The 19516-nt window shown below is 65.6% G+C and carries 16 protein-coding genes and 1 pseudogene; 11 read left to right on the forward strand and 6 right to left on the reverse strand.

Annotation, left to right across the window (positions count from 1 at the left end; genetic code table 11):
• The 7 genes and pseudogenes from QM789_RS08605 to QM789_RS08635 form a co-directional block, all read left to right on the forward strand.
• A pseudogene (locus tag QM789_RS08605) lies at window positions 1-741 on the forward strand (phosphomethylpyrimidine synthase ThiC); the annotation flags it as partial.
• Between the two features lie 671 nt (window positions 742-1412).
• On the forward strand, window positions 1413-2459 hold the full coding sequence (locus tag QM789_RS08610) for a CobW family GTP-binding protein (RefSeq protein ID WP_420351513.1): 1047 nt from the start codon (window positions 1413-1415) through the stop codon (window positions 2457-2459).
• A gap of 44 nt (window positions 2460-2503) precedes the next feature.
• On the forward strand, window positions 2504-2683 hold the full coding sequence (locus tag QM789_RS08615; RefSeq protein ID WP_420351514.1) for a hypothetical protein: 180 nt from the start codon (window positions 2504-2506) through the stop codon (window positions 2681-2683).
• 3 nt (window positions 2684-2686) lie between these two features.
• Window positions 2687-2920, forward strand: coding sequence for a hypothetical protein (locus QM789_RS08620; protein ID WP_420351515.1), 234 nt, complete (start codon window positions 2687-2689; stop codon window positions 2918-2920).
• Window positions 2898-4862: a threonine--tRNA ligase gene (thrS, locus tag QM789_RS08625; RefSeq protein ID WP_420351516.1), complete on the forward strand. Its 1965-nt coding sequence runs from the start codon at window positions 2898-2900 to the stop codon at window positions 4860-4862. The genes QM789_RS08620 and thrS overlap by 23 nt, the downstream gene beginning before the upstream one ends.
• Before the next feature lie 9 nt (window positions 4863-4871).
• A complete protein-coding gene (locus QM789_RS08630; protein ID WP_420351517.1) occupies window positions 4872-5183 on the forward strand; it encodes a VOC family protein in 312 nt (103 codons plus the stop codon).
• 153 nt (window positions 5184-5336) lie between these two features.
• Window positions 5337-6422 (forward strand): CobW family GTP-binding protein, encoded by a 1086-nt coding sequence (locus QM789_RS08635; protein ID WP_420351518.1) that lies wholly within the window; start codon window positions 5337-5339, stop codon window positions 6420-6422.
• Between the two features lie 7 nt (window positions 6423-6429).
• Here QM789_RS08635 and QM789_RS08640 read toward each other — a convergent pair whose 3' ends face one another.
• A complete protein-coding gene (locus QM789_RS08640) occupies window positions 6430-7632 on the reverse strand; it encodes a CobW family GTP-binding protein (protein WP_420351519.1) in 1203 nt (400 codons plus the stop codon).
• Window positions 7633-8022: 390 nt separating this feature from the next.
• Between QM789_RS08640 and QM789_RS08645 the strand changes: the two genes are divergently transcribed.
• The gene (locus QM789_RS08645) at window positions 8023-8244 is read left to right on the forward strand and encodes a hypothetical protein (protein WP_420351520.1); all 222 of its coding nucleotides are present in this window, start codon (window positions 8023-8025) and stop codon (window positions 8242-8244) included.
• Between the two features lie 118 nt (window positions 8245-8362).
• On the opposite strand, the gene uvrA is transcribed toward QM789_RS08645, so the two are convergent.
• Both uvrA and QM789_RS08655 read right to left on the reverse strand, forming a co-directional pair.
• Window positions 8363-11221 carry an excinuclease ABC subunit UvrA gene (uvrA, locus tag QM789_RS08650; protein WP_420351521.1) on the reverse strand — a complete coding sequence of 953 codons (2859 nt, stop codon included), beginning with the start codon at window positions 11219-11221 and terminating at the stop codon, window positions 8363-8365.
• A gap of 85 nt (window positions 11222-11306) precedes the next feature.
• Complete coding sequence (locus tag QM789_RS08655) at window positions 11307-12473, reverse strand: MFS transporter (RefSeq protein WP_420351522.1); 1167 nt, start codon at window positions 12471-12473, stop codon at window positions 11307-11309.
• A 136-nt stretch (window positions 12474-12609) separates the two neighbouring features.
• Between QM789_RS08655 and QM789_RS08660 the strand changes: the two genes are divergently transcribed.
• Window positions 12610-13068 (forward strand): Lrp/AsnC family transcriptional regulator, encoded by a 459-nt coding sequence (locus QM789_RS08660; RefSeq protein WP_420351523.1) that lies wholly within the window; start codon window positions 12610-12612, stop codon window positions 13066-13068.
• Here the strand turns inward: QM789_RS08660 and QM789_RS08665 are convergent.
• Both QM789_RS08665 and rpsU read right to left on the reverse strand, forming a co-directional pair.
• Window positions 13065-14516: a TrkH family potassium uptake protein gene (locus QM789_RS08665; RefSeq protein ID WP_420351524.1), complete on the reverse strand. Its 1452-nt coding sequence runs from the start codon at window positions 14514-14516 to the stop codon at window positions 13065-13067. The genes QM789_RS08660 and QM789_RS08665 overlap by 4 nt on opposite strands.
• Before the next feature lie 125 nt (window positions 14517-14641).
• The gene (rpsU, locus tag QM789_RS08670) at window positions 14642-14848 is read right to left on the reverse strand and encodes a 30S ribosomal protein S21 (RefSeq protein WP_011748553.1); all 207 of its coding nucleotides are present in this window, start codon (window positions 14846-14848) and stop codon (window positions 14642-14644) included.
• A 93-nt stretch (window positions 14849-14941) separates the two neighbouring features.
• Here rpsU and QM789_RS08675 point away from each other — a divergent pair, with 93 nt between their 5' ends.
• A complete protein-coding gene (locus QM789_RS08675) occupies window positions 14942-15607 on the forward strand; it encodes a COQ9 family protein (RefSeq protein WP_420351525.1) in 666 nt (221 codons plus the stop codon).
• 20 nt (window positions 15608-15627) lie between these two features.
• Entirely contained in the window at window positions 15628-16620 is a 993-nt protein-coding gene (locus QM789_RS08680; RefSeq protein WP_420353277.1) for an NAD(P)H-quinone oxidoreductase, read from the forward strand.
• A 68-nt stretch (window positions 16621-16688) separates the two neighbouring features.
• Here QM789_RS08680 and acnA read toward each other — a convergent pair whose 3' ends face one another.
• A complete protein-coding gene (gene acnA / locus QM789_RS08685) occupies window positions 16689-19442 on the reverse strand; it encodes an aconitate hydratase AcnA (RefSeq protein ID WP_420351526.1) in 2754 nt (917 codons plus the stop codon).
• Window positions 19443-19516: the final 74 nt, after the last annotated feature.

Here is a 19516-nt window from a genome sequence, read left to right on the forward strand (position 1 = left end):
ATGCGGGCCTATGATGTGACCTTCAGCCTGGGTGACGGGCTGACTCTGGCTCCATCGCCGATGCCAATGATGCCGCGCAATTCGCGGAACTGGAAACGCTGGTGAATCGACCTTGAGATTGCCTGGAAGAAAGACTGTCAGGTGATCATCGAAGGCCCGGGCCATGTGCCGATGCACAAGATCAAGGAGAATATGGAGAAGCAGCTTGATGTCTGTGGCGAGGCGCCGTTTTATACTTTGGCTGCTGACCACCGATATTGCGCCGGGTTATGACCATATCACCTCGGGCATCGGCGCGGCGATGATCGGCTGGTTCGGGACTGCCATGCTGTGCTATGTCACGCCGAAATACATCTGGCTGCCGACTGGGACGAACTCAACCGGGTGATCACCTACAAGATCGCCGCCCATGCTGCCGATCTGGCGAAGGGCCATCCGGCGGTGTGGGTGCGTGACGATGCGCTGTCGCGTGCGCGGTTTGAATTCCGTTGGGAGGATCAGTTTACTCGTTGCTGGATCCGGATACCGCGCGGGCCTTTCATGACGAACCCTGCCGAAAGAGGCGCATAAACTCTGCATTCTGTCGATGTGGGGCTGAAATCTGCTTGATGCGGATTAGCCACGCATTGGCGCCGAGGCGCAGAAGGAAGGCATGGCGAAAATGGCGAAGTTCGTGAAGGTGGCGACTTACATGCTGGCTTACGAGAAGGTCTGATCGCGCCGGAAACAGGTGGCCCGTGACCTGACCGGTTCATCCGGAAAAGTGGGGCGTCCTCACATCACCCGAAATCCCCTTTGCCGCAAGGGAAAGGGGGTTTTGCCATGCTTGCTGGTCAGGTGCGTTTGCCGGAACTGTGATGTTCCGGGTGGCTTGCGTTCAGGTGTTTTTATGTAATAACATTACATATCCTGAATTGGACCTGACCCATGCCGGACCTGCATTAGCCTTCGCCAGTGCCCCTGACTGCGGATCGCGTCGCGCAGATCTGTGCTGAACGGGGTGTCCGCTTCACCCCCCTGCGGCGCGTGGCGTTCGAGGCGCTGCTGGCCTTCAACGGGCCCGCCGGGGCCTATGACCTGATCCGGCGCTGCAACTCCGCCTCGGGAAACATGTTGCGCCGCCCACGGCCTATCGCGCGTTGGAGTTTCTTCAGGAGCAGGGTTTCGTGACCCGGATCGAGACGCGCAACGCCTTCCTGCCGTCGTCGCATCCCGAAGACCGGAACCTTGGGGCGTTCCTGCCTGTGCGATCATTGCGGTGCCACGGTCGAGGTGGAGTTCCCCGAACTGGATGCGGAGTTTGCGCGCCGGGCGAAAGCGCTCGGGTTCCGCGTCGGGCGCCGCGTGGTCGAATTGCAAGGCACCTGCGCGGAGTGTCAGGGGGAGAGCGCGCCGCCGAAAGGGGGGCGTGGATGAGCGCGCCCATTCCCATCACGCTGCTGACCGGGTTTCTGGGCAGCGGCAAGACCACGGTTCTGAACACCCTGCTGCGGCATCCCGATTTTGCCCGCACGGCGGTGATCGTGAATGAATTCGGTGCGGTCGGGCTGGATCATGAGCTGGTGGTGGCAACCACGGAAACCATGGTGCTGCTGCAATCGGGCTGCGTCTGCTGCGCGCTGCGGGGTGACCTGCTGGACACGCTGATAGACTTGGACGCGCGCCGCGATGAACTGGGGTTCGGGCGGGTGGTGATCGAGACGACGGGCCTCGCCGATCCGGCGCCGATCCTGCACACGCTGCTGACCAGCGTCGACCTGTCCGAGCGTTTCGCGGTGGATGGCGTGGTGGTCACGGTCGATGCGGCGACCGGATTGGCCAGCCTGCGCGAGCATGAGGAGGCCCGGCGGCAGGTGGCGCTGGCAGATCTGGTCCTCTTGATCAAGACAGATCTGCCCGAGGCGCAGGACGCGGTGCGGCAGGAGATCGCCGCGCTGACCGCTGCACCTGTCTTGGCGGTGGTGAACGGCGCGGTGGATCCCGCGCGGCTGACCGGCCTGGGCCATTTCGACCCGTCGATGAAGGCGGCGCAGGCGCAGGCCTGGCTGCGACAGGAAGTGGTGCCGGAGCCGCATCTGACCGGCCTTGCGGCGCAAAAGCACCTCGATGCGATCCGCGCGGTGTCCTGGGTGGTCGACAAGCCGCTCTCGGCCACCGCCTTCGATCTGTGGATGGAGATCCTGATGGCGCGGCGGGGCGGCGACATCCTGCGGTTCAAGGGATTGATTTATCTGGAGGATATGCCCCATCCCTTCGTCGTCCACGGGGTGCAGCACATCTTCCACCCGCCGGTGCTGCTGCGCGACTGGCAGGGCACGGACCGGCGCACGAAGCTGGTGCTGATCGTGCGCGACTTCACCGATCCGGAGTTGGAGGATCTGTTCGCGGCGCTGACCTCGGTCGAGGTTGCCGGGCATGAGCTGCCGGGGGGCTATCTGTCGCAGGAAGTCGTGCCATGATCCCGGCGCCCCGATGCCGCTGCTGAAGCACGGAAAGATCCCGGATGAGCCTCTCCCTCACCAACGGCATGGGCGGCGCGAAGCAGCCCTTCATCCCGCTGAACCCGGGGAAGGTCCGCATGTATGCCTGCCCGACCGTCTGCAACCACATCGGCAATGCCCGACCGGTGGTCTTCGATGTGCTGGCGCGGCATTTTGGCCGGGTGATCCATGCCCGGACTTAGGGTGTGGGTGACAAGATCAACGCAGCGGCGGGTGTGCCGATTTCGGCCATCACTGAACGTTTCACGGCGGCCTGTCACGCGGATATGGCGGCGCTTGACGCCCCGGTCGAGGATGCGCCGCTTGCGGGGCAGGGGCATGACCCCTTCGCGCGCGGGCCTTTTGTAACCCGTTCGGCGGATTTCGGTCCGGCCGTTCAAACCGATGAGGACGCCGATGGTTCACATTACTTTGCCTGACGGGGCCACCAGGGATTTCGCGGGGCCGGTCAGCGGGGCCGATCTGGCGGGGTCGATCGCGCCGTCTTTGCGCAAGAGGGCGGTGGCGATGGTTGTGGATGGCCGCGTTGCGGACCTGTCCGCAGGCATTGCGCGGGATGCGTCGGTGGAGATTCTGACCCGTGAGGATCCGCGCGCGCTGGAGCTGATCCGCCATTCCGCCGCGCATGTTCTGGCGGAGGCAGTGCAGGAACTATTTCCCGGCACGCAGGCCACGATCGGCCCGGTGATCGAGCACGGTTTTTTCTACGATTTCGCGGCCGAGCGCCCCTTCACCCCGGAGGATCTGCCGAGGATCGAGGCGAAGATGCGCGAGATCATCGCCCGCAACACCCCGATCACCCGCGAGGAATGGACACGCGATCAGGCCCATACCTTCTTCGCGGCGCGGAGAGCGGGCTACAAGGAGGCGTTGATCGACGCGATTCCCGAGGGCCAGCCGATCGGCATCTACCGGCAGGGCGCATGGCTCGACCTCTGCCGTGGGCCGCATCTGGCCAGCACCGGCCAGATCGGCGGGGCCTTCCGGCTGACCCGGGTGGCGGGGGCCTATTGGCGGGGCGATGCGAAGAACGCTATGCTGTCGCGCATCTATGGCGTGGCCTTCGCGACGCAGGCCGATCTGGACGCCCATCTGAAGATGCTGGCCGAGGCCGAAAAGCGCGACCACCGCCGCCTGGGCCGCGAGATGGACTTTTATCACTTTCAGGAGGAGGCCCCCGGCGCCGTCTTCTGGCCCCCGAAGGGCTGGCGGCTGTTCCAGACCCTGATCGGCTACATGCGCGAAAAACAGGCCCGCGCCGGCTATGAGGAGGTCAACACCCCCGACATCATGGACCGCGCCTTGTGGGAGACCTCGGGCCACTGGCAGAACTACCGCCAGAACATGTTCCTCACCAAAACCGAGGGCGAACGGGAATTCGCGCTGAAGCCGATGAACTGCCCCGGCCACATGCTGCTGTATCGGCACGAAAACCGCAGCTACCGCGACCTGCCGATGAAGATCGCGGAATTCGGCAAGGTCCACCGATACGAACCCTCGGGCGCGCTGCACGGGCTGATGCGGGTGCGCTCCTTTACACAGGATGACGCGCATATCTTCTGCACCGTGGATCAGCTGACCGAGGAATGCGTGAAGGTCAACGACCTGATCCTGTCGATCTACCGCGATTACGGGTTCGAAGACATCCGCATCAAGCTCTCCACCCGGCCCGAGAACCGCATCGGCGCCGAGGAGACCTGGGACCGCGCCGAGGAGGCACTGCGCGAGGCGCTACGGGTCGCGGGTCAGCCCTTCACCCTCTTCGAGGGCGAGGGCGCGTTCTATGGCCCGAAGCTCGAATATGTGCTGCGCGATGCCATCGGGCGCGACTGGCAATGCGGCACGCTTCAGGTGGATTTCAACCTGCCGGAACGGTTCGGCGCCACCTATGTCGCGCCCAGTGGCGAGCGCGAGGTGCCGGTTCTGCTGCACCGCGCCATGTTCGGATCGCTGGAACGGTTCACCGGCATCCTGATCGAGCATCACGCCGGGCATCTGCCGCTGTGGCTCGCGCCGGTGCAGGCGGTGGTGGCGACGATCACCTCGGAAGCGGAACCTTGGGCGCGCGCGGTTCTGGCCGCGTTGCGGGCCGCGGGCCTGCGCGCCGAGGCCGATCTGCGCAACGAAACCATCGCCTACAAGGTGCGCGGGCATTCGATGGCCAAGGTGCCGGTGATCCTTGCCATCGGCGCGCAGGAGGCGGCGGAAGGCACCGTTTCGTTGCGTCGTCTGGGCGAGAGAGGCAGTCAGGCTGTGCCGCTGGCCGAGGCGATCCGGCAGCTCGCCGCCGAGGCGGAAACGCCGCTGGAAGGCGAAGGCAAGCCCGCGCCGGCGCCTGTCCCTGAAACCGAGCCTGCGTGAGGCGACGCCATGTTCAGCCACATCATCCTCGGCGCGCGCGATTTGGACCGGCAAACGGCCTTCTACGATGCCGTTCTGCCGCATCTCGGCCTGATCCGGCGCGCGGCGGAGGATGACGGCGGTCCTGCGGGTTCGCTCTGGACCGAGCCGGGCAAAGATTGGCCGCAGTTCTGGGTGCAGCTTCCTTTCGACGGGCGCCCGGCCACCCGGGGCAACGGCGTGCAGGCGAGCTTCCGTGCGCCATCGCAGGCGGCAGTCGCTGCCGCCTGGACCGCCGCCATCGCCGCCGGTGGCAGTGATAAGGACGAGCCCGGCCTATGATTTCGACTATTACGGCGCCCATATCCGCGATCCCGAGAGCGACAAGCCAGATGGACGCCTTGGGCGTTGCTGGCGGCGATCGGGATGCGGGTTGATTTCCCACACCCGACCGCGCTCAAACAGATATGACTGGCGTAGCAAAGGAGTTTCCCCATGACACCCCAGATCCCCGTCTTCGTTCTCACCGGCTTTCTGGGCGCGGGAAAGACGACGCTGCTGAACCGGATCCTGGCAAACCCGGCGTTCCATGATACGGCACTGATCATCAACGAATTCGGGCTGGTGCCGGTGGATCACGATCTGGTCCGCGAAGGGACGGAGCGGCCCGTGGTCACCACCACCGGCTGCATCTGCTGCACGGCGGGCAGCGATCTGCGCTCGTCGCTGGACGAACTGCTGATCGGGCGCAAGAACGGCAGCCTGCCGCCGTTTTCGCGGGTGATCGTGGAAACCACGGGCCTTGCCGATCCGGCGCCGATCCTCAACAGCCTGATCCCCGGCGGGATGACGGCGGTGTCACTGCGCGATCATGCGGTGGCGCGGGCGTTCCGGCTTTCGGGTGTGATCACGGTGGTGGATGTCGAGGGGATCGGCGATGTGCTCGACAGCCATCCGGAGAGCCTGCGCCAGATCGCCTTTGCCGATCATGTCGTGCTGAGCCGTACCGATGTCGCGTCCGCGGGGGATTGGCCCGCACGGCTGCGCGCGATCAATCCGGGCCTGCGGATCCATGACGGGGCCGATCCGGGCTTTGATCCGGCGGGCCTGCTGACGCCCGGTAGCTACACCGCCTTCGGCAAGGGCGAGGGGGTGGCGGATTGGCTTGCGGCCGAAACCGGGGCGCACCATGGCGGGCATTTCCACGACCTGAACCGGCACGGCAATGTCACGGCGGTGCCGCTCCTGCGCGACGATCCGGTGGACGGGACCGAATTGCGGTTGTTCCTCGTGCGGCTGACCGCGACGCCGGGCAATGGGCTCCTGCGGATCAAGGGGCTGGTCGCGCTGCGCGAAGATCCCTCCACGCCCGCCCTGGTCCATGCCGTTGGTCACCGGCTGTATCCCATCGTGCGGCTGGACGGCTGGCCGAATGGCGTGGCGGGCACCCGGCTGGTCATCATCGGCACCAATCTGGACGAGAGCGCGATCCGGGCCGGGTTCGCCGCGCTTTCGGGGGCGGCGCAACCCTTCCCGGCCATGGTGGTGCAGGCGTTCAAGCCGGACAGGCCCTTCGGCTGATCCAGTCTCAGCCCAGCGTTGCGGTGGCCGTGGGCCAGGGGTCGTCGAAAGCCTCTCCGGCCTTCCATGCGGCGACCTCGCCGGGGGTGCAGAAGCAGGCGCGCAGGGCGGTGGCGAAGGCCCCGATCTCGTCCCGATTGCCGATGACGGTCAGGCGGCAGCGGCGGTCGCCGAAGTCGGGGGACAGGCCCCGGAGGCGGCTGCGCATCTCCGCGCGCTCCTCCGGCAGCAGGTTCAGGCTGTCGTCCTCCAGCAGCGCGATCTTCCAGTAGTTGACGATTTCAAGCCCGATGCTCCCCGCCGTCTGGTTCCACAGCAGTTGCAGCCGGTCGCGCGTCGGCAGCCAGAAGAAGCCCTTGCTGCGGTGGATGCCGGTGCCGAGGGAATGAGTATACACGTCCCAAAGCCGTTGCGGATGGAACGGGCGCGGGTCTTCGATCACGAGACTGTCGATGCGGTAATCCCCGGCGCTGGCCATCGAGCGGGTGCCGTGCTGCCGGTCCCAATCCATCAGTTCGGCGCCGAGCATCGCCACCCGGGCATGGTCGTAGGGCGGCAGGGCCAGCACATCGGCCAGCCGCACGTTGCCCCATTGCATGCCCATCACATCGGCGAAGGGGTTGATCGGATGGACCGCCTGCGCAACGGCGCGCAGGGTCTCGGGGGACACCTTGTCCATTTTCGACAGCAGGATGCGGCTTGCGAACATGATCTGTTCGGCAAGCAGGTTCGCGATGCCGCGTTGCCCTGTGGCGAGGGCCTGCGACGCGGCGGGCAGGATCGCGCGGCCAAGGTCATGGTCCTGAGCCAGCACCAGCGTATCCACCACCGACAGGAAACCGTGCAGCCGCAGGGCCGCGTGGGTGCGGATCGCCTCCAGCAGGGGCCAGGGATGGGTGCTGCCCGAGGTTTCGATCAGGATATGCGTGGCACCGCCTGCGGTCACCTTCTCGACGGCGGCGGCGAAGGCCGCGAGGCCGCGGGGGCCGCTGATGCTGCCCGCCGGGATTGCGGCGAAACGCGGGTCGCGGCGCGAGATCACCTCTGATGTGTCGAGCACCGCGCCATCGACGTCAAGCGTGCTCATCTCGTTGACGATCACGCCAAGCCGCACCTGCGGCAGAGTGCGTGCCTGCACCAGCAGGCTTTGCAGCAAGGTGGTCTTCCCGGCGCCAAGGAAGCCGTTGAGGATCGTGACCGGGGTCTGCATGGGATCGTCCTGTCTGTCAGTCGTGCGTGGCGGGCCGGGTGCCCCTCGCGGAGGGGGTCGCCATGGCCGGGCCCTGCTGATTTGCTGTATGTGATACTATCACGCTTTCGGGGGCGCCATGCCCCCAGCCCGAAACCAAAGACAGGTGGCAGCATGCGCCTGGCATTGCGTCAGGCCGCAAGGCGTGTTCCGATGCCCTGGGTTGAGAATAGGCAGCGCAATGGCAGTGCCGAAGACATCAGTCGCGCGGGGGAAAGCAGGGCGTGGGTTGGCACGACCCTTGGGAGCGCGTTTCAAACGGCTTGGGTCCGGCACAGGCGCAATCCGGCTGTCGGCGGCACCCCCGCGAACGGCGGGCGCCCCGGGGTTGCCGCAGGGGAACGGTGCGGCATGAGCCTGATTCGGAATGAACAAACCAAGCTGACGGCGACCTATCTGAACGGGGTTGCGATTGCGGTCTTTGCCGTGGGTGGCCTCGCCCCGGTCTTTTCAAGCCTCTATTCGGGCGCGGGACCATCCGTTTTCCTGCTCGTCGTCAGCGTGGTTTGTTTTTTGGTATCCTTTGCCCTACATTATGGGGCGAGGATGGCCCTCAGGAGGCTGGAACCATGACGACGAATGACGTGATCGCCCTGCTCATCACCCCGGTTGGCGGCCTGGTCATCGGGCTCGCCGCCTATTGGCTGGCCACCCGGGACGGCAAGAAGCCGCATCACCCGGCGGAGTAACCCTACTCCGCCGCCGCCTTCAGCCCCAGCAGAGGCGCCAGATAGCGCCCGGTGTGGCTGTGCGGGTTCAGGGCGATTTCCTCGGGCGTGCCGGTGCCGACGATCTCGCCGCCGCCTTCGCCGCCCTCCGGCCCGATGTCGATGATCCAGTCCGCCGTCTTGATCACGTCGAGGTTATGCTCGATCACCACCACCGTATTGCCCTGATCGACCAGCGAATGCAGCACTTCGAGCAGCTTGCGCACATCCTCGAAATGCAGCCCCGTCGTCGGTTCGTCCAGAATATACAGCGTCCGCCCCGTCGCCCGGCGGCTGAGTTCCTTCGACAGCTTCACCCGCTGCGCCTCGCCGCCTGAAAGGGTGGTCGCCTGCTGGCCGACCTTGATATAGCCCAAGCCCACCTCGACCAGCGCATCCATCTTTTCCCGGATCGGCGGAACGGCCTTGAAGAAGCTCTGCGCATCTTCAACCGTCATATCAAGAACGTCGGATATGCTCTTGTCCTTGAACTTGATTTCCAGTGTCTCGCGGTTGTAGCGCTTGCCCTTGCAGGTCTCGCATTCGACATAGACATCGGGCAGGAAGTGCATCTCGATCTTGATCACACCATCGCCCTGGCACGCCTCGCAGCGCCCGCCCTTGACGTTGAAGCTGAATCGCCCGGGTTTGTAGCCGCGCGCCTGCGCCTCAGGCAGACCGGCGAACCAGTCGCGGATCGGCGTGAAGGCCCCGGTATAGGTTGCGGGGTTGGAGCGTGGTGTCCGCCCGATCGGGCGTTGGTCGATGTCGATCACCTTGTCCAGATGCTCGAATCCCTTGATCGTTTCGCAGGGCGCGGGGGTTTCATGCGCGCCGTTCAGCCGCGTCGCCGCGGTCTTGAACAGGGTCTCGATGGTCAGCGTCGATTTCCCGCCTCCCGACACGCCCGTCACGCAGACGAACTTGCCCAGCGGGAAATCCACCGTCACGTTCTTCAGGTTGTTGCCGCTGGCTTTCACCACGGTCAGCTTCTTGCCGTTGCCCTTGCGCCGCTCGGCCGGAACCTCGATCCGCCGCGTGCCGGCGAGGTATTGCCCAGTCAGGCTGGCGGGGTCGGCGGCGACCTCCTCGGGCGTGCCCTTGGCGATGATGCGCCCGCCATGGACCCCGGCGCCCGGCCCGATGTCCACGACGAAATCGGCATGCCGGATCGCATCTTCGTCATGCTCGACCACCAGCACGGTATTGCCCTGATCGCGCAGGTTTTTCAGCGTCAGCAACAATCGGTCGTTGTCGCGCTGATGCAGCCCGATCGAGGGTTCATCCAGCACATAAAGCACCCCGGTCAGCCCCGACCCGATCTGTGAGGCCAACCGGATCCGCTGGCTCTCGCCCCCCGAAAGCGTCCCCGCCGCGCGGCTCAGCGTCAGGTAATCCAGTCCGACATTCACAAGGAATCCAAGACGTTCGCGGATCTCCTTCAGAATCGCCCGGGCGATTTCGTTCTTCTGATGGGTCAGGCTGGCGGGCACCGTCTCGACCCAGGCAAAGGCGTCGCGGATCGACATTTCCACCACCTGGCCGATATGCAGCCCCGCGATCTTCACGGCCAGCGCTTCGGGCCGCAGCCGGTAGCCGTGGCAGGCGCCGCAGGGGCGGTTGTTCTGGTAGCGCTCCATTTCCTCGCGCGACCAGTTGCTTTCGGTCTCGCGGTAGCGCCGCTCCATGTTCGGGATCACGCCCTCAAAGGTGCGGCTGACCTGATAGACCCGGCCGCCCTCGTCGAACCGGAACGGGATTTCCTCGGTGCCGGAGCCATGGAGGAACACCTTGCGCACCGCCTCGGGCAGATCCTTCCACGGCTTGCGCTTGTCAAAGCCGTAGTGCTTGGCCATCGCCTCGACGGTCTGGGTGAAATAGGGGCTTTTCGATTTGCCCCAGGGCGCGATGGCCCCGGTCATCAGCGTCAGCGACTGATCCGGCACCACCAGCCGCTCGTCGAAGAACAGCTCGACCCCCAGCCCGTCGCAGACCGGGCAGGCGCCGAAGGGCGCGTTGAAGGAAAACAGCCGCGGTTCGATTTCCGGGATCGTAAACCCACTGACCGGACAGGCGAATTTCTCGCTGAAGGTGGTGCGTTCGGGCTCCTCGCCCTCGGGCACGGCGGTCTCGAAGAAGGCGATGCCATCGGCCAGGTCCAGCGCGGTGCGGAAGCTGTCGGCAAGGCGCGTCTCCAGCCCCTCGCGCACCACGATCCGGTCCACCACCACGTCGATGTTGTGGCGGAACTTCTTGTCGAGCGTCGGCGGTTCCTCAAGGTCGTAGAAGGTGCCGTTGACCTTCACCCGCTGGAACCCGGCCTTGCGCCATTCGAGGAACTCCTTGCGGTATTCACCCTTGCGGTCGCGCACCACGGGGGCGAGCAGATAGCCGCGCGTGCCCTCGGGCATCGCCATCACGCGGTCCACCATGTCCTGCACCTGCTGCGCCTCGATCGGCAGGCCGGTCGCCGGGCTGTAGGGCGTGCCCGCGCGGGCAAACAGCAGCCGCAGATAGTCGTAGATCTCGGTCACCGTGCCGACGGTCGAGCGAGGGTTTTTCGAGGTCGTCTTCTGCTCGATGGAAATCGCGGGCGAGAGGCCGGAGATATGATCCACATCCGGCTTGCCCATCATGTCGAGGAACTGCCGCGCATAGGCCGACAGGCTTTCGACATAGCGCCGCTGCCCCTCGGCATAGATCGTGTCGAAGGCGAGCGAGGATTTCCCCGAACCCGAAAGCCCGGTGATCACCGTGAACTGATCGCGTGGAATATCCAGGTCGATGTTCTTGAGGTTATGTTCCCGCGCGCCGCGGATCTCGATGAACTTCTGCTCGGCCATGGATGCCCCCGGTTACAACGTTCCCTAGATAGGCGAAGGGGGCCGAGTTTCCAACCGAAATAAGTGAACGCAACATGAACGCATGTCAGCTTTCGTTGAATGCGCGCCGCCGTGCCTGCCACAGATGCACCGCGATCCCGCACAGGCACAGCGGCGCCGCATAGGCCGTGATCGCCGTTGCCCCCATCGTCTGCACCAGAAGCGCCAGCAGCGGCGTGCCGAGCGTGGTGCCGATATTGCCCAGCTGCGCCATGGCGCCCGCCGCCTCGGCCCGGCCCGCGGCGGTGGGGTTGAGTTCGGGGATGGCGGCAAAGCTCGCGCCCTGCACGAAGCCGAGCCCCGCCGAAAGCAGGAAGGCCGCGCCGATTTCCGCAATCCCCGAAGTCACCGCCCAGAGCAGCGCGGCACAGGCGGCGACGCTATAGCCGATCTCGACCGTGCGCACCGCACCCAGCCGCCGCGACAGCCGCATCCCCAGCCCGAGCGACGCCACGATCGAGGCGAGCGGCATCAGCGTCGCCGTCAGCGCGCGGAACTGCGGCGCGACCAGCCCCGGCACCAGCGTCATGATCGCAATGAAGATCATCGTGTAGAAGACGAAGCCGATGGAAGGCGCCCCGATGCGCGGATCGGTATAGATCCGGACGTGATCGGAGAGCAGGTTGCCCGGGCGGAACGGCGGCACGGGGCCGGGCTCGGCCCGGGGCAGGACATGGTGCAGCAGTGCCGCCGCGCTCAGCATCAACCCGGCATGGACCGCCCACAGAACCCAGGGCGCGCCCGTCGCATGAACCAGCGGCAGGCCCAGCAGCGCGGTGATGGCGAAAGCAATGGCGAAGAAGGTGGACCACAGCGTCATCGCCGCCGCCTGATCCTTTGGCGCCGCCAGCCCCGCGATCAGCACCGGCCCGGAAACGACGATGGCGAGGTGCAGGAACCCTTCGACGATCCGGCTGGCGATCATCACGCCCAGCGGCAGGCCGAGGCATTGCACCACCGAGACAGCCGCGCTGGCCAGCAGCGCCCCCACGATCAGCCGCCGCGCCCCGATCCGCGCCACCAGAAGCCCCGCCGTGGTGCCGAACACGATTCCGACCGCGCCGACGACCGACACCACCAGCCCGAGCCGCGCCCCGGCATCGGGCCAGAGCATCGCGACCTCCTGAAAGATGACGCCGATCTTCGAGAATTGCGCCGCGGCGCAAAGCCCGGCAAACCATAGCGCGAAGATCGCGCCCCAGGGCGTAGTCATGCGGCCTCGCGGGGGAAGGGAACGGTTGGCCCTGTGTCGCCCGGCGGCGGGCGAAGTGCAAGCCTCGGCTTGCACTTGCCGGGCGTGGGGGTATCTTCGGCGGAAAGGCCCATCCACCGAAGAATGTTGCGCGCTGATGACCATTGACGCCACGGACCGACGGATCCTCTCCGTCCTGCAAAAACAGGGGCGGATCTCCAATGCCGAACTGTCCGAAAGGGTGAACCTCTCGGCCTCGGCCTGCCACCGGCGGGTGCAGCGGCTGGAGGAGGAGGGCTATATCCGCGATTATGTCGCGCTGCTCGATGCGCGCAAGCTGGGCTGTCCGACGACGGTTTTCGTGGAAATCACCCTCTCGGGGCAGGCGGATGAGGTGCTGGAGGCCTTCGAGCGCGAGGTGATGAAGATCCCCGATGTGCTGGAATGCCACCTGATGGCGGGGTCGGCGGATTACCTGCTGAAGGTCGTGGCGGAGGATACCGAGGATTTCGCCCGCATCCACCGCGCGAAGCTCGCCCGGTTGCCCGGTGTGCAGGGGATGCAAAGCTCCTTCGCGCTGCGCACGGTGTTCAAGACCACCGCGCTGCCGGTCTAGTCGCGCCAGAACCGCGGCATGAACAGCACGAAGATCGTCAGCAGGCCGAGCCGCCCGAGCAGCATCGCCAGCGTCATCAGCCAGGTCGAGGCATCCGAAAACTCCGCCATCGTGCCCGATCGCGTCATCGGCCCCACCGCAAAGCCGATATTGCCGAGCGCCCCCCAGACCGCGAACAGCGATGAGGTCATGTCATTGCCGGTATCCATCGACATCAGCACGGCAAACACCCCCATCGTCAGGATATAGGCCGTGACATATTGCATCAGCGGCCCGAGCGTCGTGTCATCAAGCGGCTTGCCGTCATACATCGCCTGAACCACCCGGTGGGGGGAGTGCAACTGCCGGATCGCCGCGCGCATCACCGACAGCACGACCTGCACCCGGAACACCGACAGCGCCGCGGAACTGGAATTGGTACAACCGCCGATCGTGCCGATGACGAAGGCGACGACCAGCACGAAGGAGCCCCATTGCTCGATCGGGGCGGAGCCGAAGCCGGTGCCGGTCATCACCGAGGCCAGGTTGAACAGCGTCTCGCGGGCGATCCGCTCGACCGGCAGCGATTTGCGCCAGAACCGGTAGAGCATCACCAGCACGCAGGCATAGCCATACCAGCGCAGGAAGGCGCGGACCTGATTGTCCTGCCACAGCACGCGGGGCTGGCCCTGCACCATCTGGAAGAACCGGATGAACGGCATCGCCCCCAGCAGCATGAAGACGATGGCGGCATATTGGGTGGCCGGGTTCCAGACCGCGAAACTGGCGTCATGGGTGGCGAAACCGCCGGTGGCGATCGCCGAAATCGCATGGACCAGCGCGTCGAACATCGGCATGCCGCAGGCGGTGAAGGCCAGGAAACACAGCGCTGTCAGGGTCGAATAGACTTCGAGCAGCGAAATCGCGATGTCGCGCGCACGCGGCAGAACCTTGCCCAGCGTGTCGAAACCTTCGGTCTGGAAATAGCGCATGCCGCCGATCCGCATCACCGGCAGGAAGATCATCGCGACGAAGGCGATGCCGAGCCCCCCCATCCAGTTCAGCATGCCCCGCCACAGCAGCACGCCGCGCGGCAACTGGTCAATATGGGCAAAGACGGAATAGCCGGTGGTGGTGATGCCGGAGACCGCCTCGAAATAGGCGTCCGTGAAGCTCGCCGCCGGGGCGCCGTGGATGAAGGGCAGGGCGGCGAAGGCCGGCACCACGAACCAGATCCCCGCCGTCAGGCAATAGGCCTGCCGCAGCGTCAGCGGGCGCGGGGCCTCGGCGCGGCTCGCCATCGCCAGGAAGCCGCCGAACACCATCGTCTCCAGCATGGCCTGAAAGAACGGGGCCGCGTTCTCCGCGCCATCGGCCCAGTCCAGGCCGACCGGTGCCAGCATGGTGGCGCCAAGCGCCAGCAGGATCAGGCCGAGAAGATGGAAGACGGGGCCGAAGTCGGTCATCATGCGCTAGGGAACGGGCTGCGGAAAGAATGCCGGGCCGGATGGGCCGCGGTCAACCAAAAACCCCCGGGCGCAATGCCACGGGGGTCCGGGTTGCGAGGTGTCACCCCCGCCAGCGATCCAGGAGCTTAGAGCGCGCCTTCGCGTTGAGCCTTCTTCCGTGCCAGTTTACGGGCACGACGGACGGCTTCCGCTTTCTCGCGCGCTTTTTTCACGGAAGGCTTCTCGAAATGTTGCTTGAGCTTCATTTCACGGAAAACCCCCTCGCGCTGAAGTTTCTTCTTCAGAGCACGAAGCGCCTGTTCGACGTTGTTGTCGCGAACGCTGACCTGCATGTGGTGTCACCACCTTCCTAAGTTAGAGTTGCATCAATTTGCAGGAAGCGGCCATATAGCAGGGCAACGGACATTTGTCCATCGGGGGTTTCCATGAAGAACGATCATCTGGATGTGGCGCGGATGCGGGGCGATCTGCTGGCCGCGATCACGCCGCATGTGCCCTTTGACGGTTGGTCCGAGCCCGCCTTCCGGCAGGCGGTGGCGGATCTGGGCGTGGATCCGGGGGTGGCGCGGCTGGTCTGTCCGCGCGGCGCGGTGGATCTGGCGGTGGAATATCACCGCGCGGCGGACGGGGAGGCGGCGCGGCTGATCGCCGATGCCGACTGGCCGGAGATGAAATTCCGCGACAAGGTTGCGGCGGCGGTGCGGATGCGGCTCGATCTGGTCGATCCGGAACTGGTGCGGCGGGCGGCGGCGCTGTTCGCGCTGCCGCAGCATGCGGCGACGGGAGCGAAGCTGGTCTGGGAAAGCGCCGATATGGTCTGGACCGCGCTTGGCGACACATCGCGCGACTACAACTGGTATTCCAAGCGGCTGACGCTGGCGGGGGTGATCTCGGGCACCGTGCTCTACTGGATGGGGGACGAGAGCGAGGGCCGCGCCGACAGCTGGCAGTTCCTCGACCGCCGCATCGGCGAGGTGATGCAGTTCGAGAAGATCAAGGGCAAGGTCACCGGCCTGCCGGGCCTGTCCGGTCTGCTGTCGCGCATCCATGCCCCCGAACCGCGCCCGATGCCGGGCCGGACCACGCGCTGAAAGGACCGTTTATCATGAAGATGCCCCTGCCGGTGCAGATGACCGCCGTCGAGATTTCCGAACCCGGCGGCCCCGGTGTCCTGCGCGCGACGGAGCGCGCCGTGCCCCTGCCGTCGCAGGGCGAGGTGCTGATCCGCGTGGCCTATGCCGGGGTGAACCGGCCCGATGCGCTGCAACGCGCGGGGGCCTACAAGGCGCCCTTGGGCGCGTCGGACCTGCCGGGGCTGGAATGCTCGGGCTGGATCGCGGCGGTGGGGCCGGGGGTCAGCGGCTGGATGGTGGGCGATCCGGTCTGCGCGCTGCTGCCCGGCGGCGGCTATGCCGAATTCGCGGTCTGTCCGGCGGCGCATGTGATCAAGGTGCCGAAATGGCTGGCGCTGAAGGATGCCGCCTGCCTGCCGGAAACCTGCTTCACCGTCTGGTCGAATGTGGTGATGCGCGGCGGGCTGAAGGCCGGAGAGCGGTTCCTGGTCCATGGCGGCTCGTCGGGCATCGGCACCACGGCGATCCAGATCGCGCGGGCGCTTGGCGCGCGGGTCTTTGCCACGGCGGGCAATGCCGACAAATGCGCCGCCATCGCCGGGCTGGGCGCCACGGCGATCAACTACCGCGAACAGGATTTCGTCGAGGTGCTGCGCGCCGAAGGCGGGGCGGACCTGATCCTCGACATGGTGGGTGGCAGCTATATCCCCCGCAATATCAGGGCTTTGGCGGATGACGGGCGGATGGTCTTCATCGCCTTCCTCGAAGGCCCGAAGGCCGAGATCAACTTCGCCCAGATCATGCTGCGCCGCCTGACGATCACCGGCTCGACGCTGCGCCCGCAATCCGACGCCGCCAAGGCCGCGATCGCGCAGGAGATCCGCGCCCGGGTCTGGCCAATGCTGGAGGCGGGGCACCTGCGGGTGATCCATGACAGCGAATTCGCCCTGACCGAAGCGGCACAGGCCCATGCGCGGATGGAAACCTCGGCCCATATCGGCAAGATCGTGCTGCGGGTGTCCGGGATGTAAACGGCGCCCGGATCGGGGCGCCGTTTGAAACTCCGCCCGGCATGGCGCCCGCAGGCGCCATGTCAGGGTCAGGACTTGGCAAGGTTGCGCAGGACGTAGTGCAGCACGCCGCCGTTCTTGAGGTATTCGATCTCGACCTCGGTGTCGATCCGGCTCTTGATCTGGATCGTCTTCACCGTGCCGTCGGCATAGCGGATCGTGCAGGGCACCAGCGACAGCGGTTTGATGTCGCCTTCCAGCCCCTCGATCGTCACCACCTCGTCGCCCTTCAGGCCGAGCGTCTTGCGGGTTTCGCCGCCGGTGAACTCGAACGGGATGACGCCCATGCCGATCAGGTTGGACCGGTGGATCCGTTCAAACGATTCGGCGATCACCGCCTTCACGCCCAGCAGGCAGGTGCCCTTCGCCGCCCAGTCGCGCGACGACCCGGCGCCGTATTCGATGCCGCCGAAGATCACCAGCGGGATGCCCGCCGCCTGATACTCCATCGACGCGTCGAAGATCGTCGTCTGTTCGCCATCCGGCCCCTTGGTGAAGCCGCCTTCCACACCGTCCAGCATCTCGTTCCGGATCCGGATATTGGCGAAGGTGCCGCGCATCATGATTTCATGGTTGCCGCGGCGCGAGCCGTAGCTGTTGAAATCCTTTGGCGCGACGCCCCGTTCCGTCAGGTATTTCCCGGCCGGCGTGGTCGGCTTGAACGACCCGGCGGGGGAGATGTGGTCGGTGGTGATCATGTCGCCAAGCACGGCGAGGATGCGCGCATCGCGCACGTCTGAAATCACCCCCGGCTCTGGCGACATGCCTTTGAAATAGGGCGGGTTCTGGATGTAGGTCGATGTCGGCGGCCAGTCGTAGGTCTCGCCCCCCGCGACCTTCACGCCCTGCCAGTTGGTGTCGCCCTTGAACACATCGGCGTATTTCTCAAGGAAGGCTTCGCGCGTCACCACCCTGTTCACCAGTTCGGCAATCTCGTGGTCGGTCGGCCAGATGTCCTTGAGGTAGACCTCCTTGCCCTCGGGTGTGGTCGCGATCGGCGCGTTCGCCATGTCGACGTTCAGATCCCCCGCGATCGCATAGGCCACCACCAAGGGCGGCGAGGCGAGGAAGTTCGCCCGGACATCCGGGGAAATCCGGCCCTCGAAGTTGCGGTTCCCCGACAGGACGGCGGTCGCGACCAGATCGTTGTCGTTGATCGCCTTGGAAATCGCCGGATCGCCCAGCGGGCCGGAGTTGCCGATGCAGGTGGTGCAGCCGAAGCCCGCGATGTTGAAGCCGAGCGCGTCGAGGTCTTCCTGTAGCCCCGCGGCCTTCAGATATTCCTCGACCACCTGCGAGCCGGGCGCGAGCGAGGTCTTCACCCAGGGCTTCCGCGTCAGGCCGAGCGCGCGCGCCTTGCGCGCCACCAGCCCCGCACCGATCAGCACATAGGGGTTCGATGTGTTGGTGCACGACGTGATCGCCGCGATCACCACCGAGCCGTCGTTGATCGTGTAATCCTTGCCCTCGACGGGGACAGTCTTGATCACCTCGATCTGCTTCGTCGCGACCGGGCCTTCGTCCGCCATGTCCTTGGCATCGGCGGAAATGTCGATCCCGCGATAGGAGGCGACGACGTTCTTGAACGTATCGGCGGCATTGACCAGCGGCAGATAGTCCTGCGGCCGCTTCGGCCCGGAGATCGCGGGAACGATCGTGCCCATGTCGAGTTCGAGCGTCGAGGAATAGATCGGCGCGTAATCCGGGCCGCGCCAGAACCCGTTCTCCTTGGCATATTCCTCGACCAGCGCGATCCGGTCTTCGTCCCGCCCGGTCTGGCGCAGATAGCGCAGGGTTTCCGCGTCGATCGGGAAGAAGCCGCAGGTCGCGCCATATTCCGGCGCCATATTGGCGATGGTGGCACGCTGCGCCAGCGGCAGCTTGTCCAGCCCCGGGCCGTAGAATTCGACGAATTTGTTCACCACGCCATGCTTGCGCAGCATCTGCACGACCTTGAGCACAAGATCGGTCCCCGTGGTGCCCTCGACCAGCTCCCCGGTCAGCTTGAAGCCCACGACTTCGGGGATCAGCATCGACACCGGCTGGCCCAGCATCGCCGCCTCCGCCTCGATCCCACCGACGCCCCAGCCCAGAACGGCGAGGCCGTTGACCATGGTCGTGTGGCTGTCCGTGCCCACCAGCGTATCCGGATAGGCGACCATTTCGCCGGTCTGGTCGGTATCGGTCCAGACCGTCTGCGACAGATATTCGAGGTTCACCTGATGGCAGATGCCGGTGCCCGGCGGCACCACGCGGAAGTTCTGGAACGCGCCCTGACCCCATTTCAGGAACTGATAGCGCTCCATGTTCCGTTCATATTCCAGATCCACGTTGCGCTGGAAGGCGCGCGGATTGCCGAAATCGTCGATCATCACCGAGTGGTCGATGACCAGATCGACCGGCACCAGCGGGTTGATCTTCTGCGCGTCGCCGCCCAGCCCCTTGATCCCGTCGCGCATCGCGGCAAGATCCACCACCGCCGGAACGCCGGTGAAGTCCTGCATCAGCACGCGGGCCGGGCGATAGGCGATCTCGCGCGGGTTCTTGCCACCCTGCGCCGCCCATTCGCCAAAGGCGCGGATGTCATCGACCGAGACCGAAAACCCGCCATCCTCGAACCGCAGCAGGTTCTCCAGCACGACCTTCAGCGAGGCGGGCAGCTTCGAGAAGTCGCCGAGCCCGGCCTCCTGCGCTGCTGGGATGGAAAAGTAGGAATAGGACTTGCCGCCTACGCTGAGCTTGCGGCGGGTTTTGGCAGTGTCCTTGCCGGTGACGATGGACATCGTGGCCTCCCTTGGCTGTAGGGTGTCGCTGCTGATTAGATGCCCCATCGGGGGGAGTCGTTCAAGGGGGCTGC

Source organism: Paenirhodobacter sp. (genome assembly GCF_047600745.1).
In the GTDB taxonomy this organism is placed as follows: Bacteria; Pseudomonadota; Alphaproteobacteria; order Rhodobacterales; family Rhodobacteraceae; genus Rhodobacter.